Genomic DNA, 22,344 nt, shown 5'->3' with positions numbered 1-22,344 from the left:
GAAAAACCCAGCTTTTCCGGGCTTTTTCGAACTTTTTTCCCGCTTTTCGACTTGGTTGCGGGAACGCTTCTTTCTACAGTCCCTTTCCTGCCGGATGAGTCGAAGAGTTCCGGTTTTTCTCATGGAAGGGAATTTTTATGAACAAGAACGAACTGGTTTCCGCTGTCGCTGAATCCGCGAGCATTTCGAAGGGTGACGCACAGTCGGCGGTCGATGCGGTGTTCTCCGTCATCACTGGCGAACTGAAGAAGGGCGGCGATGTACGGCTCGTCGGCTTCGGAAATTTCACCGTCTCCAAGCGCGCGGCGTCGACTGGCCGCAACCCACAGACTGGCGCGGAAGTGAAGATTCCGGCGCGTACCGTGCCGAAGTTCTCGGCCGGCAAGGGCCTCAAGGACGCGGTCAACTAAGACCATTTTTCTTTTCAGAGAATGTTGAAAAGCCGGGCTCGCCCGGCTTTTCTTTTGCCCTGCGATTAGGGGAGGCGTGCAGGCCGCCAGCCCGCTGAGGCGAGCCTTCAGCCCACCGGAGCATCGGCGCGCATCAGACCTTCCTGCTTGAGATCCGCCCATAGCGCTGCCGGCAGCTTTGCATCGAGCAGCGCACGGTTGCTTTCCACCTCGCCTGGCCGCTGACCGCCCGGGATGACCGACACCACGGAGGGGTGCAGGAGCGGGAACTGCAGCGCCGCCTCGATCAACTGCACGCCATGGCGCTTGCAGACCGCCTCGATGCGCCCGACGCGATCCATGATGTCCTGTGGCGCCTCGGAGTAATTGTAATAGGCGCCTGGCTTCGGCCCGGTCGCCAGTATGCCGGAATTGTAGGGGCCGCCGAGCACAATGCCGATGCCGCGCTTCTCACAGAGCGGCAGGAAGGTGGCAAGCGCCTCCTGCTCCAGCAGCGTGTAGCGCCCGGCCAGCAGGAACAGGTCGAAATCGCCGCGCTCCGCCAGCATCTGGCAAACCTCCCATTCGTTGATGCCGCCGCCGAAGGCCTTGATCACGCCTTGGTCGCGCAGCGCCAGCAGTCCGTTGTAGCCCGAGGCCATGAACTCCTCGATACGCTGGTCTGACACTTGCTTGCTGCCATGGGTGAAGATGTCGAGGTCATGAACAAAGAGAATGTCGATGCGGTCGACGCCCAGGCGCTCCAGCGAGGCCTCGAACGAGCGCATGACGCCGTCATAGCTGTAGTCGTAGACCTCGCGGCGCGTAGGTGTGTCGAAGAACTTGCCGATGCCGGTTCGCTCCTCCGGCGGGCAGGCGCGCAGCAGGCGGCCGACCTTGCTCGACAGTACATAATCGTCTCGGCTTTTGCCGCGCAGGAAGGCATTGAGCCGGGTTTCCGCGAGGCCTAGGCCATAGAGCGGCGCCGTGTCGTAGTAGCGGCAGCCGGTCGCCCACGCGGCCTCCAGCGTCGCATTGGCATCCTCGTCGGGGACGGCGCGATAGAGGTTGCCGAGCGGCGCGCTGCCGAAGCCAAGCTCGGTGAAGTCGAGGCCGCCATTGCCGATGCGGTCGAAATGCCGTGTCTTCATGTCGCTTAAGATTTCCTGGGTTTGATTTGTCTGACATGACACTATCACGCCGCTTGCTCAGCAAAAGCCGCGGCCGTCGTTGGACACGCATTTTCGCGGTGATAGCATGAACAAAAACAAGCCTTTCGCCGCAGTTGCGCAACCGGAAATCCCCGGCCACAACCCTGGCAGACAGATGAGGCCCCGATGATGGATGCCGGCTCGGATATGTTTGCGACCGCCCTGAAAGAGCTGGGCGTCGTGCTGGCGCTCGTCGACGAAACCGGCATCGACACCGCCTGCCAAATGCTTGCCCGCGCGCAAAAGATCGTCGTCTATGGCTGCGGCCGCGAAGCCTTGCAACTCAAGGGCCTCGCCATGCGGCTCTATCACCTCGGGCTCGACGTGTCGGTGGTCGGCGACATGAACACGCCGCCTGTTGGCCCGGGCGACGTCTTCCTGGTCAGTTCCGGCCCGGGCGAGACCACGACGGTGCTCACCTTGATGCAGGTCGCCCGCCAGGCCGGCGCGACAGTGCTGCTGCTCACCGCCGAGGTTGCGGGCAGTGCGACCGCACTTGCCGACTTCACCTTGCTTATCCCTGCGCAGACCATGGCGCGCGACCAGGGACCGCAAAGGACGTCGGTATTGCCGATGGGCTCGGTCTTCGAAGGCGCGCTGTTCCTGCTGTTCGAGGTGATGGTGCTGAAGCTCAAGGAGCTGACCGGCCAGTCGTCGGTGGCCATGCGCGCCCGCCACACCAACATGGAGTAGGTCCGATGCGCTACGAATTGATGCTCCCGCACCAGATCCGCAAGGCAATCGCCGAGAACTGGCCGGTCGTCCTGCCGCTCGGCGTGCTCGAATATCACGGCGAGCACATGGCCGTCGGCATGGACACGCTGGCCGTCATCAAGACGCTGGAGCTCTACGAGAAGGAGGGCGAAATCGTCATCCTGCCGGCTTTCTACTATGGCGCGGCGAGCTATGCGGTGGCAGCACCCGAAGGCAGCGGTTCGGTGCAGGTCGGCGGCAATCAGCTGGCGCCGTTTGGCGAGGAGCTGTTCTACAGCCTGCTGCGCGTCGGCTTCCGCAACATCCACGCCATCATCCACCACCAGACCGAGAACTTTGTGGCCGGGATGCCGACCGATCTCGCCTTCAAGACTGCCGGCCGCCAGGCGATCTTCCGCTTCCTGGAGAAGCAGCGCGGCGAGGGCTGGTGGGGCTCGAACGAGATGGCCGACTATTATGTCGGGCACGCCGCCGGCGAGAATTTCTTCAACTGGGTGCAGGTGCATCCGCTGATGTCGGCGGCCATGAACGGCAAGTACCCGTTCGACCATGCCGGCATAGGCGAGACCTCCCTGATGTTGGCGTTGTGCCCGGAAACGGTGGATGCCGGACATTTCGCAGACAACACAAGCTGGTACACGGCAAGCGCGCCGGAGGCGTCCGCCGAACTCGGGCAAAAAGGTGTCGCCATGATCCTCGATCATCTGCGCGCCATTTTGAAACCCTGACCGCAGCCGCGCGTTCAGGCTCGCGTCGTTACGGCTTTTTCACCTTCCGCCGCCATCGTCGGCTTGGAGGCGTGGCATGGACGAGATCAGCAGGGACGGGCGGTTGCGGCACGACATTCCGATGCATGTCGCCAAGCGCCTGTTTTTCGGGCTTGCCGGCCTGTTCTGCCTTATCATGCCGACATGGGAGCTCTATCGCGGCGTCTGGCCGTTGAGCGTCGCCAGCCCGTTCTTTCTGTTCATCATTCTCGGCGCCTATGCCGTCGGCATCCCGTTTGTCTATGCAGCCATCTTCAGCCCGGCGGTGCGCTGGATCGTCCGCCGCGGGCGCATCGACATCGTGCTGCGCAACCCGATCTTTCTGCGCAGGCATCATGTGCTGCCGGGAGACATAGCCGATTTCAGCCTGAGGACAATCGACTGGGACAGTGGAGGTCCGACTTACACGGTCGTCCTGACGACGGTGAAGGGCGAACGGTTTGAGACACGGGACTTCGACACCGCCAAGACCGCGGAAATGTTCCGCGACCGGATAAAGTCGGTGCTCATGGGGACATAAGCGGCCTTGCCGCGCTGCCCTGTATTGGATCCTATTTTACCGCGCCCGCCGTCATGCCCATGATGAGATAGCGCTCCAAGGCAATCCCGATCACCGCGAGTGGCGCAATGGCGGCGGTGGCGAGTGCCGCCATAGACCACCAGTTGATGCCTTGCGAGCCGGTCTGGCTCGCGACCATGACCGGGATTGTCTTGGCGTCGGTCGAGGTCAAAAGCGCGGCGAAGAAATACTCGTTCCAGCACAGCACCATCGCCAGGATGAAGGCGGCGACCATGCCCGGCAGCGCGATCGGCATGACGATGCGGAAAAAGGCGCCCCAGATCGACAGGCCGTCGACCAGCGCTGCCTCCTCGAGCTCGACGGGAATCGAGTTGAATTGGTCGCGCATGATCCAGATGACGATCGGCAGCACCATCAGCGTGTAGAGCAGGATCAGCCCAATGCGTGTGTCGAGCAGGCCGACCTCGCGGTAGAGCACCAGGAAGGGCAGGGCCAGCACCACCGGCGGCAGGATCAGCTGCGACAGGAAGAAGAAGGAGATGTCCTCGTTCTTGAACCAGGCGAACTGATAGCGATAGCGGGTCAGCCCGTAGGCGGCGAGGCTGCCGATGATGATGGCCAGGCTCGATGCGCCGACGGAGGTGATGACCGAGTTCATGAAGCGCTTGAGGAATTCGTCGCGCACCGTCGAGGTCCGGAAGATCGAGTCCGGCGACAGGCCGAGCGAGCGCCAGCCCTTCCAGTCCGGCTGGAAGTCGACGAACGGGATCAGATGGCCCTGGGTGACGTCGACGGCGGTCTTGAACGAGGTCGAGATCGTCCAGTAGATCGGGAACAGGCAGATGAAGGCCCAGAACGCCAGCGCGCCATAGATGAACACACGATTGGCCAAAAAGCCCACCGGCGAGCGGATTTCCGAAGCGACATAATCGGTGGTCTGGACGCTCATGCTCCCCCGTCAGTTCACATTGCGCACGAAGCGGTTGGCGAATTTCAACAGCCAGGTCACGAACACGACGATGATGACGAGATAGGCCATCGCCAGCATGGTGCCGTAGCCGACATTCGAACGATCGCGGTATTCGCGGTAGATGAAGCTCGACACTGAATCCGTGGCGCCGCCGGGGCCGCCCGAGGTGACGGTGATGATGATGTCGGCAAGCTTGAGCTTGAAGATGATGCGCAGGATCACCGCCGTCACCGAGACCGGCAGCATCAGCGGGAAGGTGACCTGCCAGAAGGTCTGCCAGGTCGTGGCGCCATCGACACGCGCCGCCTCAAGCACCTCGCGCGACATTGCCTGCAGGCCGGCGAGCAGCATGATCATCATGAACGGGATGAAGGTCCAGGCATCGAGCACCATGATCGAGATGCGGGCGGTGATCGGGTTGGAGAAGAAGGCCGGGTTTTCCCAGCCGAGATAGCGCGCCAGTGTCGCTGCCGGCCCGAACCGGTATTCCATTATCGATTTGCCGACCATCCACGACACCGCGACCGGCGACAGCATCAACGGCATCAGGAAGACGACGCGGAAGAATTTGCGTGCCCGGATCTGCGCGTTGAGCAGCAGCGCCAGGCCAAAGGCGATGGCATATTCGACCAGCACGGCGAGGACGTAGAGCACCATGTTGAACAGCGCGTTGCGGTAGTACGGGTCGGCCAGCATCTGCCAGAAATTGTCGAGTCCATTGAATTTCCGGCCCGTGATGGAACTGAGGTTCCAGTCGGTCAGCGCGATGTAGAAGCCGAACAGCGTCGGAAAGATCACCATGGCGATGGTGAACAAGAGCGCTGGCAGCAGGAACAACGCGCGCTGGCCATCTTCGCCGCGCGTCAGCACCTGACCGATGCCGATTGCCACGCCCCAAAGCATGTAGGCGTACACGATCGGCCGCCAGGTCTCGAAGCCAATGGCGTCGACTTCAGTCTTGTACAGGATCTGGACCGCGATGCTTGCCAAGAGACCGAGCGTCGCAACGGCCATTAATGCCCGGCCGAGCCGCTTGCGGCCCGGAGCTATCAGATCGGATGGAACGGCGTTTGCCGGCCATGCATTGGTGGGCAAGGTCTGGTCAGCCACGCGTCTCGTCCATTCATAAGAAAGTCCCTACGACCGGCCTGGCCGGTCAGGTCCGGCGGCTTTTCCGCCGGACCTTGTTCACTATACGATCAGCCTACACGCCAAGCGAGGCCTTGTAGAGCTTGATCTGGTTCTCGCGGCCAAGCTGGTCGGTCAGCTTCTCCCAGGCGGCGGCGATGGCGTCGGCGCCTTCCTGCGCCTTCATCTTGCCGGCGAAGGTGTTGGCCAGAATATCCTCGGCGGCGCTGTAATACTGGAAGATGCCGGGGATGCGCGGCTCGATCGCTGCGTTCGGATGGTTGTAGCTGTCGGCCTCCGACTTGAGGTACGAGGTGATGAACGCCTCGTCGTAGCCGGCCGCCACCCATTCCGGAATGTTGAAATGGCTGTTGCGGTAAGGCTGGAAGCCCGACGGATACGCCGCGCACCAGAGCGAAAGGTCCTTGCCGCCGAGATGGGCGGCGGCAGACCAGGCCGCCTTCTTCTTCTTTTCGTCGCTATCGACGCGGGACATCACATAGACGCCCCAGCCGAGATAGGCGCAGTTCGGCGAAAAGTTCGGGCCGCTCGCAAGCGTGTCCCATTTGCCGGTCTTGGAATTATAGACATCGTCCGAGCCGGGCAGGATCGAGAAGCCGACGGTGTCGCCGATGACCGAGGAATCGTTGGTCTTGGCGTTGGAGCCGATGTCGCCCCACCACGGGATCATCGAGCCGGTGCCAGCGAGGAACTGGCTGAAGCCGGTGGTGTTGGGATCGGCATTGATCTGGTCGGCCGGTTCGAAAGGCAGCGCGTCGATCACATCCTGGATGGCACGCACCCAGGCCGGATTGTTGATGCGCGGCTTCATCGTGTCGGCGTCGAAGAGCCAGGCCTTGTCGTCGGGATGCTTGGCATAAGCGGTGGCGCGGCTGCCAAGGAAGTAGAAGCCGAAACCGCCCCAGGCCTTGGGCGCGTCGAGATAACCGTAGACGTCCTGGCCGTTGAACTTCTGGCCCTTGAGGAATTTGGTCACGGCCTGCACCTGCTGCCAGGTGGTCGGCACGCCCCATGGCGTTGCATTGCCGGCGGCTTTCCAGGCGTCGGCAAGACCCTTGTCGGAGAAGACATCGGTGCGATAGTTGAAGTTGTGCGCGTCGCCGTCGACGGTCACCCGATACTGCTTGCCGTCCCAGGTGCCGACAGGCGGCTTGAGATAGTTGACTAGGTCGTCCATTTCGATTTGCTTCTTGACCCAGTCCGGCATCTCGGAGGCCAGCCCCTTGCCGCAAACGTCACCTTCGAACGGCGCACCCATTTCGATAACGTCGAAGTCGACGGTACCGGTGGCGATCGACTGTTGCAGACGGGCGCCGTAATCGGCCTGTGCCAGATCGATCCAGGTGAACTTGGCTCCGGTATAGTCCTCCCACGCCTTCAGGAAGCCGCGGTACAGCACATTGTGCAGGTTCTGGTTGTTGAGACCCATGAAGGTGAGTTCGACGCCGGCGAACTCGCCTTGCTTGACACTGGCCTTGGTGGCGCCAAGGCACATCTCGCCGACCTTCTGGAAGTCGGCGTCTGTCGGCTGACCCTTGCCGACGCCTGGGACCTGCAGAATCTGCGCGCGCAGATCATCGGCGGCGAAGGCCGGGCGCGTCAATGCGCCAAGTCCGGTGCCGGATGCCGCCGAGAGTGCGGCCATCGAGGCCGCGCCTTTGAGTATGTCACGCCGGGTCGCACCCGCGCGGACGAGTTTTTCGTACAGACCGACTCTCATCTATTCCTCCCAGAACACAGTCGTGAATTGAAATGCCAATCACTAGGACGCCGAAATGTCGGCAGTTCTCCTTTATCATACGGGGACGTGGGACCCCACCCTGCGTCGCCTGGAGCTCCGATTTTCGGGAAAAAATCCGACTGTCGGATTGGCACTCGCCACTATTCGCGTAATCGATTACCTTGTCAACACGAATGGCTTTTTATCTATAAGATACTGACTTGCCCTTGCCGTTGGCAATGGCTAGCTTCACCGCGAGAAAAGGGGGGACGATGGCTCAAGTCGCGATCACCAATGTGGCCAAGGCGTTCGGAACCGTCAAGGTCCTGCACGATGTCAGCGTCGAAATCGCCGATGGCCAGTTCGTGGTGCTGGTCGGCCCGTCGGGCTGCGGCAAGTCCACGCTGCTCAGAATGGTGGCCGGTCTGGAAACCGTTTCGGGCGGCACGATCGCCATCGGTGAGCGCATCGTCAACAATCTGCCGCCGGCCAAACGCGACATCGCCATGGTGTTCCAGAACTATGCGCTCTATCCGCACAAGACGGTGGAGCAGAACATGGCCTTCGCGCTGAAGCTGCGCGGCACCGACCCGGCCGTGGTCGCCGAGCGGGTCAAGCGCGCCGCCGACATCCTCGACCTCAATCCCTACCTCAAGCGCTATCCGCGCCAGCTCTCCGGCGGCCAGCGCCAGCGCGTCGCCATGGGCCGCGCCATTGTGCGCAATCCGCAAGTGTTCCTGTTTGATGAGCCACTGTCCAATCTCGATGCCAAATTGCGCGTGCAGATGCGCACCGAGATCAAGGAACTGCACCAGCGGCTGAAGACCACCACCATCTATGTCACCCATGACCAGATCGAGGCCATGACCATGGCCGACAAGATCGTGGTCATGCGCGATGGCCGTATCGAGCAGGTCGGCGCGCCGCTGGAACTGTTCGACCGGCCGGCCAACCTGTTTGTCGCCGGCTTCATCGGCTCGCCGTCGATGAACCTGCTCAAGGGCGTGGTGAGGAAGGGCGACAAGGTCGAGATAGCGGGCACGCTGTTCCCGATCGCTGCCGGAAGCGCCGCCAGGGAGGGCCAGGCGGTGGTCTACGGCGTGCGGCCCGAGCACCTGGAAATCCACGCCGACGGCGTGCCGGCGAAAATCTCGGTGGTCGAGCCGACCGGCTCCGAAACGCTGGTCTTCCTGCGCTTCGGCGACGGCGAGATGGTGGCGCTGTTTCGCGAACGCCACGACTTCAAGCCGGGTGACACGCTGCATCTGAAGCCGCGGCTCGACCAGGTTCATCTCTTCGACGCCGAGACCGGCAACCGGCTCTGATTCTCCAACCGCCTTTTCGCTCAACAAGCCTATTGACGAGGACTGCCATGCTCAAAGGGATCAACCCATTGCTCAACGCCGATGTGCTTCAGGCGCTGCGGGCGATGGGACACGGCGACGACCTGATCATCTGTGATACCAATTTCCCGGCCGATTCGGTGGCAAAGCAGACCGTGCTCGGCAAGCTCCTGCGCATCGACGCGCCGGCGGCCGATGTGGTCAAGGCGGTGCTGTCGCTCTATCCGCTGGACACGTTCGTCGACGACGCTGCCGCCCGCATGGAGATCGTCGGCAAGCCGGCCGAAATTCCGCCGGTGCAAAAAGAGGTGCAAAAACAGATTGATAAGGCCGAGGGCAAAGCCTGGCCGATGATCTCGGTTGAGCGTTACGCCTTCTACGAGCGCGCCAAGAAGGCCTATTGCGTCATCCAGTCCGGCGAGCTTCGCTTCTACGGCTGCTTTGCCTTCCGCAAGGGCGTGGTGCCGCCGGATGCGGAGTAGCACAATGGCATCCGGCAAGCCTGTCGTCATATTGGGCGTCTTTGTCGCCGACACCGCCTATCGTGCCGATCGGCAGCCGCGCATGGGCGAGACCATCCTTGGCAATTCCTTCAAGCTGGGGCCGGGCGGCAAGGGCTCGAACCAGGCGGTGGCGGCGGGCAAGCTTGGCGCCGACGTCACCTTCCTGACCCGGCTCGGCGTGGATGCTTTTGCCGATATGGCCAAGGCGACCTGGAAAGATGCCGGCGTGAAATCAGCCGTCATCGATACGCCCGAGAGCTATACGGGTGCCGCCTATATCTTCATCGAGGAAACCACCGGCAACAACGCCATCATCGTCAGCCCGGGTGCAGCGATGCTGATCTCTCCTGAAGACATCGAGGCCAATGCCGGCCTGATCGGTTCGGCCGGCGTCTTCGTCACCCAGCTCGAGCAGCCGATCGATGCGGCGCTACGCGCCCTCGAGATCGCGCGCGGGGCAGGGGTGACCACCATCCTCAATCCGGCGCCGGCGGCAAAACTGCCGGATCGCATCTACGCGCTTTGCGACTATGTCACCCCCAACGAGACCGAGGCCGAGGAACTGACCGGTATCAAGGTTACCTCCATCGACGACGCCCGCCGCGCCGCCGACAGCCTGCTCGGGAAAGGTGTCGGTTCGGTCATCATCACGCTTGGCGAAAAAGGTGCGCTTCTGCACACGGCGGATCGGTCCGATCATGTTCCCGTGGTCAGTGCCGGCCCCGTGGTCGAAACCACCGGTGCGGGCGATGCCTTCAATGGCGGCCTGGCCGCCGCACTTGCCAAGGTCGTGGAGCCGCTGCAAGCCGTGCGCTTCGCCTGCGCCGTCGCCGGCATTTCGGTGACGCGGCCAGGCACGGCGCCATCCATGCCGACGCTGCAAGAGGTCGAGGCGCTGCTGGCGAAGGTTTGATCTCGACCACGTCCCATATGGAACCTTACCAGTCTGGATCGTTGTCGAGCCAATATGCACGAAGGCAACCGAATTGGCGCGGGATGCCAAGCCGCCATTTGGCGTCAAAAGCCATTTCCGAATGAGTCCACTGTGAGTTGCTCTCTGTCACATTGGGCACGATCGTGTACACACCCGCGATCAACCGCAGCCTCATTTCCTCGAAGTGCCTTTTGAAACCGTTCTCGATGCGGCTTTGCGGGTAGCGCCGTCCGTGCATGCATTCCTGGCTCAGGATGCCGGAATACATCTGGGCGCTGATCGTCCTCAATGCGTCTTCGAAGATCTGCTTGTTGGTGTCGTTGGACCAGCATCAGCCTGCCGACGCCACCAGCGTCGCTGCCAACAAGCCTTTCAAAAACCTCGCCACCTTGGTCCCTTCCCGACCAGGGTGGCATATTAGCCACAGATAATGTTAATCGGCAATCCGGTCTTGCGCCATTGGCATAGGTGTCCCGTAATGGGCCGCCGCATCTGGCACCGCAATTGCACTGTCAGCAATGCCGGGGGCATCTGTCGCTCTTGGCAAGCCGGGGGGCGATTGGGGCCCGTCGCTTCTAAAAATGAAGCGGCGGGCTCTTAGCTGCCGCCCGAATAGCCGAAACATTGGGTGCTGGGCCATCATGTATTTTCCGCAGTTTCTGGTGGGCATGTTCGCAACGTCGTTCATCGTTGCGATCTGGGCCGAAATGGCAACTGGATCCATCTGGAAGGCGCTCGGCTGGGCTGTTCTTGCAATGGTTATTCTTCAGCTTGGATACCTCGGCCTCGTCGTCCGCCTGATCTACAGGCGGGAATCAGAGGGCATCGAGGGAAATGGTGCGAGCGGGGCCCGAGCCCGCGACCTCCGGCGTGACAAGCCTGCACTCTAGCCGGCTGAGCTACACCGGCGCAGCATTGATCGCTCCAAGGGATCGATCTGAACGCATTCAAGGAGACATTTTTGACATCAACGTCGACATTTCTCCGACACCAAGGATCGTGACCCTTGAAGAGAAATGGCGCGAGTGACGGGGCTCGAACCCGCGACCTCCGGCGTGACAGGCCGGCACTCTAACCAACTGAGCTACACCCGCGCATTGACGAGCACGTGTCAGCCGTGTTCGTCGTTGGGGCGGTGGATAAGGGGTTCGCCACCGGGTGTCAAGCGTAGCTGCGCAGCATAAACGCAAACAGGAGAAGGTTTTTTGACCGGCGGCAATTTGGCCCCGAAAACCGCTATGCGGCTAAGCTCGTCCCTGATCATTTGGCCTTGCGAAGCCGGTTCCGACCGCTTAAAGGTCCGGCCAGAGCGGGCGATTAGCTCAGTTGGTAGAGCGCTTCGTTTACACCGAAGATGTCGGCGGTTCGAGCCCGTCATCGCCCACCAAGATCCCGGCCCACCAAATCCCGAATGCCGGGCGCGGCCATGACCGGCCGCACCCGACTTTCATACCGGCACTAGGTTACTGCCTGACGAAGCAGGTCTTCTTGGCACGAGGAGCGGGATCCTCGTCGAATGAGTCGTTGTTGCAACGCACGCCATTCCGGAAAACGCCTTGTGTGAACCGGCCGCGCGCGCCGTACCTCACCATTTTGCGTCCACGGAAATCGCAGTACTGATTCTCCCTGGCGCAGGCCACCCATCTGCCGCGACCCTGGCCGTAGTCGTCATCGCCGTAATTGTCATCGCCGTAGTTGTCGTCATTGTCGCCATAATCGTTACCGCCGCCGCGCCTCACGATATAGCAAGCCTTGTCACGGCCGGGCGCGGGATCGCCAAAGACACGGTTTGAGCAGGGCACGGCAGGACGATCGAAAAAGCGCGAGGTGGTCTGTCCGCGCGCGCCATAGACCACTTCGGCTGGATAGGGCAGGCGGCAGATGCCGCCTTCATCAGCGCATCGCTGCATGCGTTGAGCTGACGCCGCGGCGGGGAAAAGAACGCAAGCGGCCGAGGCCAGGCCAACCAGGCAGATGAATGTGAGCGCCGTCCGGACCAGGGCGTTGGAGGTTTTTGACACGATTTGTCTCCCTTATGATTCACGCGAGCTATCCTATAGCAGCCTGGCTAAATGCACGATGAATGAAAGCCATCGCAAGGCGGGGATCGCGGCGGTAAGGGCTTGAAATCCTCGTCTTGAACGGTGAACTGCCGCTATCGATCCCGATTTGGTAGGAGTCTTCGACGGCAATATTGCGATGGGGTCTTCCGGGGGGGACGACAATGATCAATCATCCAGGGCGGCTGCTGTTGCGGCTGGTGATCGTCTTGGCGGCACTGGGCGGTGCTGGCAGCTTCGCCTGTGCAGGGACCGCGGGCGACGGCGTCGACCAGGCTGCCGCCAAGGCGGCCCTGCTCAAGGCCTATCCCGGGCTTTTCACCATCAAGGGCAATGTCCTGACCTGGAGCGACGGCACCACCATGGTGTGGGACGACGGCAAGCTACGCGACGCCGAAGCGCTGTTGGAAAGCCCAGACATCGAAGACATGTTTCGCTACGTCTACCCGACGGCAGCGGAAGGCGCTTTGATCCCGGCGGAGGATTTCGATCCCGGCCGTATCCGCAACGAAGCCTTCTTCGAGAAGCTTTACGGGGCAAGTGCCGCGGAAGTAGGCAATCACATCGCCAACGTCAAATGGCTGCCGAAACTCGGCAAGAAAACCGTGCAGGTCACCAAGGTTTTCGGCATCAACGACCGGCTGGGCAAAGTCTCCCATGCCCTGGAGGCGATGCCCGCGGAGTTGAGCCGTTACGGGCTCAAGCCCGGCGGCGGCTTTGTCTGGCGACCCATCGCCGGCACGGACCGGTTGAGCGTCCACTCTTTTGGAGCGGCCTTCGATATCAATGTCGGTTTCTCCGACTATTGGTACAACAACAGAAACAAGACCAACCCGAAGGCACACATACCATTCAAGAACCGGATCCCGCTGGAAATCGCGGAATTGTTTGAGAAAAACGGCTTCATCTGGGGCGGGCGCTGGTATCACTACGACACCATGCATTTCGAGTACCGGCCCGAACTCCTGCTATACAAGAAATCCGGCTGATCGGCGCTGACCGCAGGCTCAAGGTGGCAGCAGCCGGAAATCCTTGCCTTCGGGCAGCAGCTGGCCGCCGTCGACGACAATGGTGGTGCCGGTGATGTAGCTGGCGTCGTCGGAGGCCAGGAACAGGAAGGCGTTGGCCACATCGCGCGGGCTGCCGAGACGTCCCAGCGGGATCGAATCTTCCATGTTCTTGATGTAGGCGGCGCCGCGATGCAGTTCGATCGCCTCGGTCAGGATGTTGCCGGGTTCGACGCCGTTGACGGTAATGCCGTAGCCGGAAAATTCCAGCGCCGCCGAGCGGATGAAGCCGTTGATGCCGGCCTTGCTGGCGCTGTAATGGCCGTGGCCGGGGCTGGTGACATGCGGGCCGGTGATCGACGAGGTGTAGAGCATGCGCCCGTAACCCTGTGCCTTCATCGGCGCGAGCGCCGCCAGCGTGGCGTTGAAGGTGCCGCGCAAATTGACCGCCATCACCCGGTCCCAGTCGTCCGGGCTGGTGTTCTCGATCAGTTGCCAGGGATAGATGCCGGCATTCTGCACGACGATGTCGAGGCGGCCGTGGCGGCTCAGCGCCAGCGCCACCGCGGCCTCGGCGTCCGTCATTAGCGAGATGTCGGTGCGGATGAAGGCAGCGCCAAGCTCATCCGCGGTCGCTTGTCCGGCCTCGGTTTCGCTGTCGGCCAGCACCAGCCTTGCACCTTCTTCGGCAAAGCGCTGCGCAATGCCCTTGCCGATGCCGCGTGCGCTCCCGACGATCAGCGCGACCTTGTCTTGCAGCCGTCCGGTCATACGAGTCGTCCTCTCATGCGAGTCTTTGGCGAATGGTTTGCTTGAAGGCGTCTAGCAGCACGGCGGCCAGCACCAGAAGGCCGTGGATCACCTGGGTGAAATTGGCCGGCAGGCCCATCAGATTGATCGCGGTGTTGATGGAGGAGAGCAGGAGCACGCCGGCATAGACGCCGGGCAGAGTGCCGACGCCGCCTTTCAGGCTGACGCCGCCAATGACGACGGCGGCAAAGGCGTTGAACAGCAGCCCGACGCCAAGATTGGCGGTAGCGCCGGAGGTGCGGATGGCGAGCAGCCAGCCGGCGAGGCCGGCAATGGCGCCGGCAAGCACAAAGGCGATGATCAAATTGCGGTTGACGCGGATGCCGGCACGGAAAGTCGCGGTTTCATTGCCGCCGATCATGATCAGGTGCCGGCCGAACGGCGTCTTGGCCATGATCAGCGAGAACAGGACGAAACAGGCGACGGCGATCCAGGCGGTCAGCGGCAGACCGGCGAGGCGCTGGATGCCGAACCAGCGGATGGCCGGCGCCAGATCCTGCGCGGAGCGGCCGCCGGAGATCACCAGCACCAGGCCGCGCACCCAGATGTAGGACGCCAGCGTGATGATGAAGGCGCTCATCTTCACCTTGACCACGAGATAGCCGTTGAAGGCACCGATGATGCCGCCGACGGCCAGAGCGATCAGCAGCGAAACCGGAACCATCAACCATTGTGGATTGAGCTGAATGCCCATGCCGATGCCCGATGAGCAGAACAGGATGCCGACTGTCATGGCGCTGAGTGCGGCCACCGATTCCACCGACAGGTCCATATGGCCGGCAATGATGACCAGCGACAGGCCAATCGACATCACGCCGAGCACGCTCGAGGCCTCGATGATGTTGGCGAAGATACCGAGCTGGAAATAGTTCGGGACGAAGATGGAAAAGACGATCAACACAAAGACCAGCATGAACCAGACGAGGTTGTCGAGGACGAACTCCAGGGCTTTGCGGGTGCGCGGGTTCATGGGCTGATCCGGTTGGCGCCTCCCGCGAAATCAGGTCGATTTCGTTGGGTTCAGGCGCGGATTCAAATTCGCCACGGCGTCCCTGGGACGCGGCGTTGTGAAAGGGCAGGCTCCGGGCCGCAATGGCCCGGAGCGCTTGGCAGATGACTATTCGACCGACTTGATGGTGTCCGTCGGCGGCTTCTGGTTGCCCCAGAAGGCCGGATTGTCGACGTTTTCCTTGGTGATCGCGGCTCCCGGGATCTTGATGTTGGGGCCCCAGGCTTCCTTGGTCACGGTCGACTTCAAGCCAAGCACGTCATACTCGCCGGGCTGGATTTCCTGCTTGCCGGCGATCTTGTCCATGAACATGGCGACAGCAGCGGCCTGCGCGTAAAGCGGCTGCTCGACTTCGACATTAAGCCAACCCTTGCGGATCAGGTCGAGGCCGACCGGAGCGCCGTTCGAGCTCATCAGCATGACGTCGCCCGGCTTCTTGCCGGCGGCCTCGAGCGAGGCGACGGCGGCGACCGAGAGGTGCGCGGCATGGCTGAAGATCAGGTCGATGTCTGGGTTGGCGAGCATCTGGTCGGCAACGATGGTGCCGGCATTGCTGGCTTCCCATTGCATGGCCGGCAGCGAGATGATCTTGACGTCCGGGAACGCCTTCATCTTCTCCTCGAAACCCTTCTGGATGTCGAGCGTGTAGGGGTCGCCGGGATCGCCGAGCACCTGCAGGATCTTGCCCTTCACCGAGCCGTTCTTGGCGGTCAGAAGCTTTTGCGCCTGGTCGGCGGCGACGTAGCCGATTTCGACCGTGCCCGCCACCGAGGTGAAATCGGACGGGGTCGAGGTGATCTGGCGGTCGAACTCCACCACCGGGATGCCGGCGGCACGAGCGGCCTCGATAGACGGTTTCAGCGCGTTGAAATCGACGGCGGCCAGGATGATCGCCGCAGGCTTCAGCGCAATGACGTCGTTCATCTGCGATTGCTGCGCGTCGGTCTTGTTGTCGGCGTTGAGTGTCTTCTGCTCGTAGCCGACCTGCTTGAGGAACAGCTCCAGCGCGCTCACCGAGCCGGTCTGGAATTCATCGAGCAAGGTCGGAACCAAATAGTAGACGGTGCCCTTGGTCTGGGCCCATGCCGGCGCGAGCGAGGCATAGGCCAGTGCCAGGATACCGAGGACAAGAACAAGTATTCGCTTCATGTCGTTCGCTCCTCTTTTATACCGGACCCCTCTTTTGTCCCTCAACCTGCCGGTCCGGCACCGGCAAGCGTCTCACCGGTGATCATGTTGATCACCGCATCGGGACTTGTTTTGTTGCGTGCGACATCGCCGGCCACGACGCCCTGCCGGATCACCACGATCCGGTCGGCGACCTGGAAGGCCTGTTGCATGATGTGGGTGATGATGACGACGCCGATGCCCTGTTTGGCCACCTGGCGGATCATGTCGAGGCCGCGCCTGGTCTGCTCGACGCCGAGTGCCGCGAACGGCTCGTCGAGCAGCACGAGCTTGCCGCCCCAATGCACAAAGCGGTTGAGCTCGATGGCCTGGCGCTGTCCGCCCGAGAGGTGCTCGACATTGGTGCGCAGCGACGGAATGCGGGTGCCGGCACTTGCCAGCGCCTTGCCGACCACGGCTTCCATGGCACGCTCGTCGAGGATCGGAATGCCGAGAACCTTGCGGGTGATCTCGCGGCCCATGAAGAAATTGGCGACGACGTCGACATTGGTGCAGAGCGACAGGTCCTGGTAGACGGTCTCGATGCCGGCAGCCTTGGCCTCGGCCGGCGATTTCGCCAGGAATTCCTTGCCCTCGAACAGCATGCGGCCGGAGCTCGGCTCGAGGCCGCCGGCGATGATCTTGACCAGCGTCGACTTGCCCGCGCCATTGTCGCCGAGCAGCGCCACGACCTCGCCCTTGCCGATCGAGAAGCTGATGCCCCTCAGCGCCTGGATGGCGCCGTAATTCTTGGTGACGTTTTCGAGTACCAGCAGCGGTTCGGTCATGCCGCCACTCCTTTGCTCTGCATGAGGTCGGACCGGCGTTCGCGCTCGGCGATGAACATCTGGCCGAAACGCGGCGAGAGCACACCGGACACCGCCAATGCGGCGGCACCGCGCAGCACCGAATGCTGGCCGCCGGTTGCGACCATGACGCGCGGTGTCCTGCGGTCGCGTCGCGCCGAGATCGAATTGGGAAGCTGTGCCGCCGCGCTGACCAGTTTTTCCAGGAGGTCGGTGGGAGCGAGCCCGCCGAGGATCACGGTCTCCGGGTCGAACAGGTTCTCGATGGTGACGATGGCGTGGCGGAAGATCGGCGCGACTTCGGCCACCCAGGCGGCTTCGCCGATGTTGCGCCGGCGCAGCGCCTCGAGCGAGAGGTAGCGTTCGAGGCAGCCATGGTTGCCACAGGGACAGAGTTCGCCGCCGGGAATAGCGGGGATGTGGCCGATCTCGCCGGCATTGCCCCAGGCGCCACGCATCACCGCACCGTCATGGACGATGGCGCCCCCCAGACCGACGCCGAAATAGAGGTAGTAATATTCGGAAAAGCCGGCGCCGAGACCATAGAGGCGTTCGCCCATGGCGGCCGCCGCCATGTCGGTTTCGAAGAAGGCCGGCAGCCCGGTCGAGGCCGTGAGCCGTTCCGGCAGCGCCACATCCTTCCAGCCGGCCATGGTCGTCGGGCCGACGAAGCTCATCGATTCCACGCCGAAAGGTCCAGGCAGCGCCATTCCGATTCCGAGCACGCGGCCGCCGGGCCGCAACGCGGTCAATTCCGGCACCATGGCGCCGATCAGCTCGAAGGCATGGTCGGGCGTTGCGTGCGGCGCCTCGCGATGCGTGCTCTCGATGACATCGCCGCTGAGATTAATCAGCGCTGCGTCGATGCCCATCGGGGTGAGGTGGACGCCGACGGCATAGCCGCCTTCCGGATTGATCCTGAGCGTCGCCGGCGGTAGCCCGCGACCGCGTGGCTCTTCGCGCAGCGAGAGCAGATAGCCGTGTTCTTCCAACTCGCGAACGATGGTCGACACGGTCTGGACGGTGAGGCCGACGCGGCTGGCAATGTCGCCGCGGGCAATTGGCCCGTGAAGACGGATGGACTCCAGCACGATGCGCCGATTGTAAGGCCGCCCGAACTCCTGATTGGTCCCTCGCAGTGCCATTTCCCTCTCCTTGGGAGAGGCGAGACTTGCATAGGCAATTTATTCAGTCAAATGGAATTCAAAAATAATTTGTGTCAGTTCCGGTCCGCGGTGCAGGACCGGTCCCATGCGCTGCGCTGGCCGATTGCGGTCGGGCTGAAACCACCGCAATGGTGCAAGACATCAGGCGGGCGCGGCGCTCGCCCGGCCGATGGTTCAGCAGGGAAAAACGATGATCGAACTGCCTTTTGCGCGCGACGAGTACCAGCAGCGGCTCAAAAAAATTCGCGCCGAGATGGGCAAGCGTGGGCTCGAACTGCTTGTCGTCAATGACGTCGCCAACCAGCATTACATCACCGGCTATGACGGCTGGTCGTTCTACACGCCGCAGGTGGTGCTGGTTCCGATTGAGCAGGAGGCCGAGCCGGTCTGGATCGGTCGCGCCATGGATGCGGCCGGCGGTCTGCTGACCGCCTGGATGAAGCCGGAGAACGTCGTCGGCTTCCCGGAAGACCATGTCCAGCGCGCCGACCGTCATCCGATGGACTGGATCGCCACCTGGATCGTCGCCAAGGGCTGGGGTGGCAGACATATCGGCATCGAACTCGAAGCCTACTATTTCTCCCCGAAGGCCCATGCGCGGCTCGTCACCGGCTTGCCCAATACGAAATGGCAGGATGCCGATCTGCTGGTGAACTGGATCCGTGCGGTCAAATCGGCGCCCGAAATCGCCTATCTGCGCAAGGCGTCGACCTTGGCAGAAGCGGCTGTCGCAAGGGCCTTCGAAGTCATCGCACCGGGCGTGCGTGAATGCGATGCGATCGCCGCCATCCAGGCAGCGCAGATCGCCGGCAGTCCGGACTTTGCCGGCGACATCACGGCACTGCCGCCGACGATCCTCGGCGGCGAAAACGCATCCGCGCCGCATATCATGTGGAGCGACCGCCGCTTCGGCAAGGACGAGACGATTGCGCTCGAACTCGCCGGCGTCTGCCGCCGCTACGCCGCCGGCCTCGCCAGGACGATGCAGCTCGGCAAGACGCCGACGCGTGTCGCTGATACGGCAAAGGCTGTCATCGAAGGCATGGATGCGGTGCTCGATGCGGTCCGGCCGGGCACCACTGCCGAGGCGGTCGAAGCCGCCTGGCGCAAAGTCATCCAGCGCTACGGGCTGAAGAAGGAATCGCGCATCGGCTATTCCATCGGCGTCGCCTATCCGCCGGATTGGGGCGAGCATACGATTAGCCTGAGACCCGGCGACAAGACGGTGCTGCTATCAGGCAATGTCGTCCATTCCATTCTCGGCATGTGGATGGACGGCTGGGGCATCGAGGTCAGCGAGACCATCCTGGTGACCGAGACCGGCAACGAGACGCTGACGAAATTCCCGCGGGACATTCATGTCAAATCCTGAGCGGCCATTTGGGGTCGGCGATGGCGCGACCCGGTGGGTTCGGTCTATCCGCTGCATCACGCCAGGCTTCGCGTCGATGAGGCCGCATTGAAAGCCGGCGTCGCCACCATGGTCTCGGTGGGGGCGCTGTTCTTGTCGACATCGCCGGACGATGCCGCCTGACAGCTCTCAGTATTTTATCGCCCGCCGCTCGATCAGCACCACGAGGCAAAACAGCACGATCGACAGGCCCGAGGACAGCACGATCGCGGCGTAGAGGCGGTCCGACTGGTAGTTGAAGCTCGCCTGGATGATCAGCGCGCCGAGCCCTTTGTCGGAGCCGATCCATTCGCCGACAATGGCGCCGATGACGGCGGTGGCGGAGGCGATGCGCAGCGAGGAAAACAGCATCGGCAGCGCGCGCGGCAGGCGCAGGCTCCAGAACACCTCCCAGCGCGTCGCCGACAGCACCCGGAACAGCTCGTGCTCGTTGCTGCTTGCCGAATCCAGGCCGCGGATCATGTTGACCAGCGTCGGGAAGAAACAGATCACGGCAGCAATGACGATCTTCGGCGTCATGCCCAGCCCGAAAATCAGCATTATGATCGGCGACAGCGCCAGGATCGGGATGGTGTTGAAGAACAGCACGATCGGGAAATAGGCGGCCTGCAGCACGCGGTTGTGCACGAACAGCACCGCCAAGAGCACGCCGGCGAGATTGCCGATGACGAAACCGGACAGCGCCTCGATCAAGGTCGGCCAGAGATTGCCGAGCAGCAGCGAGAAGCTTTTCTGGAACACGCCAAAAATGGCTGTCGGCGTCGGCACGATATAGGCTGGCACGCCGAGCCATGGCAGCAGGAACTGCCAGGTCAGCACGATTGAGGCGGCGCCCAGAATGGGGAGCGCGATGGCCAGCATTGGCGGCAAGGGCGCCTGTCTCATGAGGCCTGCTCCAGCGCGGTACGCAGCTGCGCCATCGCGGCCACGATTGCCGGGTCTTCGCGCTTGCAGCGGTTGCCGTCCTGCTTGAACGGCCGCATGTCCAGATCCTTGACCAGACGCCCGGGATTCGCGGCAAGCACGATCACGCGCTCGCCGAGATAGGCGGCTTCGGCAATCGAATGGGTGACGAACAGGATGGTCGTGCCGGTGCGCCGCCACAGCGCCAGAAGCTCGTCATTGAGGCGGTCGCGGGTGATTTCGTCCAGGGCGCCGAACGGCTCATCCATCAACAGCAGCTTCGGCTGTCCAAGCAGCGCGCGGGCGATCGCCACGCGCTGCCGCTGGCCGCCGGAAAGCTGGTGCGGCAGCCGCTCGCCAAATCCGCCAAGCCTCATCAGTTCCAGCAATTCTTCCGAGCGGTCTTCGATCTGGCGGGTCAGGCTGCCTTGCCCGACGCCGAGCGGCAGCCGCACATTGTCGCGCACCGTACGCCAGGGCAGCAGCGTCGAATCCTGGAAGACAAAGCCGACATCGCGGCGCGAGCGCACCGCATGCGGCGTATCGCCAAGCACGCTGATCGTACCGCCGAGCGGCTCCAGCAGATCGGCCACCACCCGAAGCAAGGTCGACTTGCCGCAACCCGACGGTCCAAGGATCGACAGGAACGAGCCGGCCGCGACGGTGAGGTCGAGGCCCGCAAGCACTTTGACGGCCTGATGCCGGCCGCCATAGCCGACATCGAGCCTGTTTGCCTCGATCGCGTTCGCCATCAGGCGGCGGGCGCGTCGAGCTTGGGCCGGTCGGCGGCCGACAGTTCGAGGATTTTCGTGGTGTAGACGTCTGCCGCCGCGGGCCGGCCATTGGGGTACTGGCCGACCTTGTCGAGCAGTGCCAGCTGCTCTTCGATCGAAGCCGGATCGAACGTGCCCCAACCATCCTTGGCCGTTGCGCCGTCGAAGGACAGTTTTAGGATCAGATTGACGGTCTTTTCCTCCCAGCCTTGGTCCATTTCGGGGTAGGCGGCGACCATTTTCTTCACTGCTTCCTGGGGGTTGGCGTGCACCCAGCCCCAGCCCTTGCCGACGGCGCCGATGAACTTTGCCAGCGTGTCCGCATCCTTCTCGATCGCCGCATCGGTGGCGAAATAGACATCGGCATAGGAATTCAGGCCGAGATCGCGCACCAGAAGGTCGATGCGGTCGTCGCCGACGACGCTCAACGCCTGCGTGTTGGTGATCCAGCCGCCAATGGCGTCGACGTCGCCGCGCACCAGCGGCGCCTTGTCGAAGCCGACGTTGACGACGGTAACGTCAGCCGGGTCGATGCCGTTCTTAGACAGGATTTCGTCGATGACGAAACGCGCCGTCGGCTGGATGCCGATCTTCTTGCCCTTGAGGTCGGCTGCGCTTCTGATCGGCTTGGCCGGCTTGGAGGTGAAGGCATAGGGGCCGGTGCGGAAACCGCAGGCGATGATTTTCACCGGAACGCCACTGGCGCGTGCCGCGTAGAGCTGCGGCGTCTCGGAGAACTGGCCAAGCTGGGCGGAGCCCGAGACGACCGGCGGCACGGTCGCGGAATTCGGTCCGCCCGGGCTGAACTCCACCTCGAGGCCTGCATCTTTGAAGTAACCATTGGCGACGGCGGCGATGTCGCCGATCTGGCCGTTCGACATCAGCCAGTCATACTGGATGACGACCTTGCCGGCTGCCTTGGCGCCCGGCGTCAGCACCAGCTGCATGCCGGTGGATGCAGCTGCCACGGCGGCGATGCCGGATTTCACAAAGCTGCGGCGGTTCATATCGA

Annotated in this window: 25 protein-coding genes and 2 tRNA genes; 12 read left to right on the top strand and 15 right to left on the bottom strand. The window is 62.6% G+C overall.

What is annotated here, in order from left to right; all coding sequences use genetic code 11:
• Nucleotides 1–137 precede the first annotated feature (137 nt).
• Nucleotides 138–410 (top strand): HU family DNA-binding protein, encoded by a 273-nt coding sequence (locus ACWTU9_RS09865; protein ID WP_112392385.1) that lies wholly within the window; start codon nt 138–140, stop codon nt 408–410.
• A 107-nt stretch (nt 411–517) separates the two neighbouring features.
• Here the strand turns inward: ACWTU9_RS09865 and ACWTU9_RS09860 are convergent, their stop codons facing one another.
• Nucleotides 518–1,540: an aldo/keto reductase gene (locus ACWTU9_RS09860; RefSeq protein ID WP_455858117.1), complete on the bottom strand. Its 1,023-nt coding sequence runs from the start codon at nt 1,538–1,540 to the stop codon at nt 518–520.
• Nucleotides 1,541–1,747: 207 nt separating this feature from the next.
• Between ACWTU9_RS09860 and ACWTU9_RS09855 the strand changes: the two genes are divergently transcribed.
• From ACWTU9_RS09855 to ACWTU9_RS09845, 3 genes are all read left to right on the top strand, one after another.
• Nucleotides 1,748–2,293 (top strand): SIS domain-containing protein, encoded by a 546-nt coding sequence (locus ACWTU9_RS09855; RefSeq protein WP_455858116.1) that lies wholly within the window; start codon nt 1,748–1,750, stop codon nt 2,291–2,293.
• A gap of 5 nt (nt 2,294–2,298) precedes the next feature.
• Nucleotides 2,299–3,042 (top strand): creatininase family protein, encoded by a 744-nt coding sequence (locus ACWTU9_RS09850; protein WP_455858115.1) that lies wholly within the window; start codon nt 2,299–2,301, stop codon nt 3,040–3,042.
• A gap of 76 nt (nt 3,043–3,118) precedes the next feature.
• Nucleotides 3,119–3,601: a hypothetical protein gene (locus ACWTU9_RS09845; protein WP_455858114.1), complete on the top strand. Its 483-nt coding sequence runs from the start codon at nt 3,119–3,121 to the stop codon at nt 3,599–3,601.
• Between the two features lie 31 nt (nt 3,602–3,632).
• Here the strand turns inward: ACWTU9_RS09845 and ACWTU9_RS09840 are convergent, their stop codons facing one another.
• From ACWTU9_RS09840 to ACWTU9_RS09830, 3 genes are all read right to left on the bottom strand, one after another.
• Nucleotides 3,633–4,550, bottom strand: coding sequence for a carbohydrate ABC transporter permease (locus ACWTU9_RS09840; protein ID WP_112561378.1), 918 nt, complete (start codon nt 4,548–4,550; stop codon nt 3,633–3,635).
• A gap of 9 nt (nt 4,551–4,559) precedes the next feature.
• Nucleotides 4,560–5,681, bottom strand: a complete 1,122-nt coding sequence (locus ACWTU9_RS09835) for a carbohydrate ABC transporter permease (RefSeq protein WP_455858113.1) — start codon at nt 5,679–5,681, stop codon at nt 4,560–4,562.
• Between the two features lie 94 nt (nt 5,682–5,775).
• On the bottom strand, nt 5,776–7,440 hold the full coding sequence (locus ACWTU9_RS09830; protein ID WP_455858112.1) for an ABC transporter substrate-binding protein: 1,665 nt from the start codon (nt 7,438–7,440) through the stop codon (nt 5,776–5,778).
• Nucleotides 7,441–7,712: 272 nt separating this feature from the next.
• Here ACWTU9_RS09830 and ACWTU9_RS09825 point away from each other — a divergent pair, with 272 nt between their 5' ends.
• From ACWTU9_RS09825 to rbsK, 3 genes are read left to right on the top strand one after another with little or no spacing between them, the layout of a single operon-like run.
• The gene (locus ACWTU9_RS09825; RefSeq protein WP_454576109.1) at nt 7,713–8,765 is read left to right on the top strand and encodes an ABC transporter ATP-binding protein; all 1,053 of its coding nucleotides are present in this window, start codon (nt 7,713–7,715) and stop codon (nt 8,763–8,765) included.
• A 47-nt stretch (nt 8,766–8,812) separates the two neighbouring features.
• Entirely contained in the window at nt 8,813–9,265 is a 453-nt protein-coding gene (locus ACWTU9_RS09820) for an RbsD/FucU family protein (protein WP_454587216.1), read from the top strand.
• A 4-nt stretch (nt 9,266–9,269) separates the two neighbouring features.
• Nucleotides 9,270–10,199: a ribokinase gene (rbsK, locus tag ACWTU9_RS09815; RefSeq protein ID WP_455858111.1), complete on the top strand. Its 930-nt coding sequence runs from the start codon at nt 9,270–9,272 to the stop codon at nt 10,197–10,199.
• 25 nt (nt 10,200–10,224) lie between these two features.
• Here rbsK and ACWTU9_RS09810 read toward each other — a convergent pair whose 3' ends face one another.
• Nucleotides 10,225–10,509 carry a hypothetical protein gene (locus ACWTU9_RS09810; RefSeq protein ID WP_455858110.1) on the bottom strand — a complete coding sequence of 95 codons (285 nt, stop codon included), beginning with the start codon at nt 10,507–10,509 and terminating at the stop codon, nt 10,225–10,227.
• 352 nt (nt 10,510–10,861) lie between these two features.
• On the opposite strand from ACWTU9_RS09810, the gene ACWTU9_RS09805 reads away from it, so the two are divergent.
• The gene (locus tag ACWTU9_RS09805; protein ID WP_454587214.1) at nt 10,862–11,110 is read left to right on the top strand and encodes a hypothetical protein; all 249 of its coding nucleotides are present in this window, start codon (nt 10,862–10,864) and stop codon (nt 11,108–11,110) included.
• A 127-nt stretch (nt 11,111–11,237) separates the two neighbouring features.
• Here the strand turns inward: ACWTU9_RS09805 and ACWTU9_RS09800 are convergent.
• Nucleotides 11,238–11,314, bottom strand: a tRNA-Asp gene (locus ACWTU9_RS09800).
• A 217-nt stretch (nt 11,315–11,531) separates the two neighbouring features.
• Between ACWTU9_RS09800 and ACWTU9_RS09795 the strand changes: the two genes are divergently transcribed.
• Nucleotides 11,532–11,607, top strand: a tRNA-Val gene (locus ACWTU9_RS09795).
• A gap of 76 nt (nt 11,608–11,683) precedes the next feature.
• Here ACWTU9_RS09795 and ACWTU9_RS09790 read toward each other — a convergent pair.
• On the bottom strand, nt 11,684–12,241 hold the full coding sequence (locus ACWTU9_RS09790) for a hypothetical protein (RefSeq protein WP_455858109.1): 558 nt from the start codon (nt 12,239–12,241) through the stop codon (nt 11,684–11,686).
• Nucleotides 12,242–12,444: 203 nt separating this feature from the next.
• On the opposite strand from ACWTU9_RS09790, the gene ACWTU9_RS09785 reads away from it, so the two are divergent.
• Nucleotides 12,445–13,269, top strand: coding sequence for a M15 family metallopeptidase (locus tag ACWTU9_RS09785; RefSeq protein WP_455858108.1), 825 nt, complete (start codon nt 12,445–12,447; stop codon nt 13,267–13,269).
• 18 nt (nt 13,270–13,287) lie between these two features.
• On the opposite strand, the gene ACWTU9_RS09780 is transcribed toward ACWTU9_RS09785, so the two are convergent.
• The 5 genes from ACWTU9_RS09780 to ACWTU9_RS09760 form a co-directional block, all read right to left on the bottom strand.
• Nucleotides 13,288–14,058 (bottom strand): SDR family NAD(P)-dependent oxidoreductase, encoded by a 771-nt coding sequence (locus ACWTU9_RS09780; protein ID WP_455858107.1) that lies wholly within the window; start codon nt 14,056–14,058, stop codon nt 13,288–13,290.
• Nucleotides 14,059–14,071: 13 nt separating this feature from the next.
• Nucleotides 14,072–15,067: an ABC transporter permease gene (locus tag ACWTU9_RS09775; protein ID WP_454576117.1), complete on the bottom strand. Its 996-nt coding sequence runs from the start codon at nt 15,065–15,067 to the stop codon at nt 14,072–14,074.
• A 147-nt stretch (nt 15,068–15,214) separates the two neighbouring features.
• Complete coding sequence (locus tag ACWTU9_RS09770) at nt 15,215–16,255, bottom strand: sugar ABC transporter substrate-binding protein (RefSeq protein ID WP_455858106.1); 1,041 nt, start codon at nt 16,253–16,255, stop codon at nt 15,215–15,217.
• 41 nt (nt 16,256–16,296) lie between these two features.
• On the bottom strand, nt 16,297–17,061 hold the full coding sequence (locus tag ACWTU9_RS09765) for an ATP-binding cassette domain-containing protein (RefSeq protein WP_455858105.1): 765 nt from the start codon (nt 17,059–17,061) through the stop codon (nt 16,297–16,299).
• Nucleotides 17,058–18,224, bottom strand: coding sequence for an ROK family transcriptional regulator (locus ACWTU9_RS09760; RefSeq protein ID WP_455858104.1), 1,167 nt, complete (start codon nt 18,222–18,224; stop codon nt 17,058–17,060). Before ACWTU9_RS09760 ends, ACWTU9_RS09765 begins: the two co-directional genes overlap by 4 nt.
• Before the next feature lie 211 nt (nt 18,225–18,435).
• Here ACWTU9_RS09760 and ACWTU9_RS09755 point away from each other — a divergent pair, with 211 nt between their 5' ends.
• Nucleotides 18,436–19,617: a M24 family metallopeptidase gene (locus tag ACWTU9_RS09755; RefSeq protein ID WP_455858103.1), complete on the top strand. Its 1,182-nt coding sequence runs from the start codon at nt 18,436–18,438 to the stop codon at nt 19,615–19,617.
• Nucleotides 19,618–19,650: 33 nt separating this feature from the next.
• Nucleotides 19,651–19,779 (top strand): hypothetical protein, encoded by a 129-nt coding sequence (locus ACWTU9_RS09750; RefSeq protein WP_455858102.1) that lies wholly within the window; start codon nt 19,651–19,653, stop codon nt 19,777–19,779.
• A 6-nt stretch (nt 19,780–19,785) separates the two neighbouring features.
• Here ACWTU9_RS09750 and ACWTU9_RS09745 read toward each other — a convergent pair whose 3' ends face one another.
• From ACWTU9_RS09745 to ACWTU9_RS09735, 3 genes are read right to left on the bottom strand one after another with little or no spacing between them, the layout of a single operon-like run.
• Entirely contained in the window at nt 19,786–20,541 is a 756-nt protein-coding gene (locus ACWTU9_RS09745; RefSeq protein WP_455858101.1) for an ABC transporter permease, read from the bottom strand.
• Nucleotides 20,538–21,311: an ABC transporter ATP-binding protein gene (locus ACWTU9_RS09740; protein WP_455858100.1), complete on the bottom strand. Its 774-nt coding sequence runs from the start codon at nt 21,309–21,311 to the stop codon at nt 20,538–20,540. The genes ACWTU9_RS09745 and ACWTU9_RS09740 overlap by 4 nt, the downstream gene beginning before the upstream one ends.
• Entirely contained in the window at nt 21,311–22,339 is a 1,029-nt protein-coding gene (locus ACWTU9_RS09735) for an ABC transporter substrate-binding protein (protein ID WP_454576272.1), read from the bottom strand. The genes ACWTU9_RS09740 and ACWTU9_RS09735 overlap by 1 nt, the downstream gene beginning before the upstream one ends.
• Nucleotides 22,340–22,344 lie beyond the last annotated feature (5 nt).

It is taken from the genome of Mesorhizobium sp. 128a (genome assembly GCF_053848025.1).
Note: the sequence above shows the minus strand (reverse complement) of the source record. Positions and strands in the feature narration are given on the sequence as shown.

Bases quoted from the DNA above. Each gene is read 5' to 3' on its own strand.
- ACWTU9_RS09865 (WP_112392385.1), top strand. From the start codon at position 138: ATGAACAAGAACGAACTGGTTTCCGCTGTCGCTGAATCCGCGAGCATT.
- ACWTU9_RS09860 (WP_455858117.1), bottom strand. From the start codon at position 1,540: ATGAAGACACGGCATTTCGACCGCATCGGCAATGGCGGCCTCGACTTC.
- ACWTU9_RS09855 (WP_455858116.1), top strand. From the start codon at position 1,748: ATGTTTGCGACCGCCCTGAAAGAGCTGGGCGTCGTGCTGGCGCTCGTC.
- ACWTU9_RS09850 (WP_455858115.1), top strand. From the start codon at position 2,299: ATGCGCTACGAATTGATGCTCCCGCACCAGATCCGCAAGGCAATCGCC.
- ACWTU9_RS09845 (WP_455858114.1), top strand. From the start codon at position 3,119: ATGGACGAGATCAGCAGGGACGGGCGGTTGCGGCACGACATTCCGATG.
- ACWTU9_RS09840 (WP_112561378.1), bottom strand. From the start codon at position 4,550: ATGAGCGTCCAGACCACCGATTATGTCGCTTCGGAAATCCGCTCGCCG.
- ACWTU9_RS09830 (WP_455858112.1), bottom strand. From the start codon at position 7,440: ATGAGAGTCGGTCTGTACGAAAAACTCGTCCGCGCGGGTGCGACCCGG.
- ACWTU9_RS09825 (WP_454576109.1), top strand. From the start codon at position 7,713: ATGGCTCAAGTCGCGATCACCAATGTGGCCAAGGCGTTCGGAACCGTC.
- ACWTU9_RS09820 (WP_454587216.1), top strand. From the start codon at position 8,813: ATGCTCAAAGGGATCAACCCATTGCTCAACGCCGATGTGCTTCAGGCG.
- rbsK (WP_455858111.1), top strand. From the start codon at position 9,270: ATGGCATCCGGCAAGCCTGTCGTCATATTGGGCGTCTTTGTCGCCGAC.
- ACWTU9_RS09805 (WP_454587214.1), top strand. From the start codon at position 10,862: ATGTATTTTCCGCAGTTTCTGGTGGGCATGTTCGCAACGTCGTTCATC.
- ACWTU9_RS09785 (WP_455858108.1), top strand. From the start codon at position 12,445: ATGATCAATCATCCAGGGCGGCTGCTGTTGCGGCTGGTGATCGTCTTG.
- ACWTU9_RS09780 (WP_455858107.1), bottom strand. From the start codon at position 14,058: ATGACCGGACGGCTGCAAGACAAGGTCGCGCTGATCGTCGGGAGCGCA.
- ACWTU9_RS09775 (WP_454576117.1), bottom strand. From the start codon at position 15,067: ATGAACCCGCGCACCCGCAAAGCCCTGGAGTTCGTCCTCGACAACCTC.
- ACWTU9_RS09770 (WP_455858106.1), bottom strand. From the start codon at position 16,255: ATGAAGCGAATACTTGTTCTTGTCCTCGGTATCCTGGCACTGGCCTAT.
- ACWTU9_RS09765 (WP_455858105.1), bottom strand. From the start codon at position 17,061: ATGACCGAACCGCTGCTGGTACTCGAAAACGTCACCAAGAATTACGGC.
- ACWTU9_RS09760 (WP_455858104.1), bottom strand. From the start codon at position 18,224: ATGGCACTGCGAGGGACCAATCAGGAGTTCGGGCGGCCTTACAATCGG.
- ACWTU9_RS09755 (WP_455858103.1), top strand. From the start codon at position 18,436: ATGATCGAACTGCCTTTTGCGCGCGACGAGTACCAGCAGCGGCTCAAA.
- ACWTU9_RS09745 (WP_455858101.1), bottom strand. From the start codon at position 20,541: ATGAGACAGGCGCCCTTGCCGCCAATGCTGGCCATCGCGCTCCCCATT.
- ACWTU9_RS09740 (WP_455858100.1), bottom strand. From the start codon at position 21,311: ATGGCGAACGCGATCGAGGCAAACAGGCTCGATGTCGGCTATGGCGGC.
- ACWTU9_RS09735 (WP_454576272.1), bottom strand. From the start codon at position 22,339: ATGAACCGCCGCAGCTTTGTGAAATCCGGCATCGCCGCCGTGGCAGCT.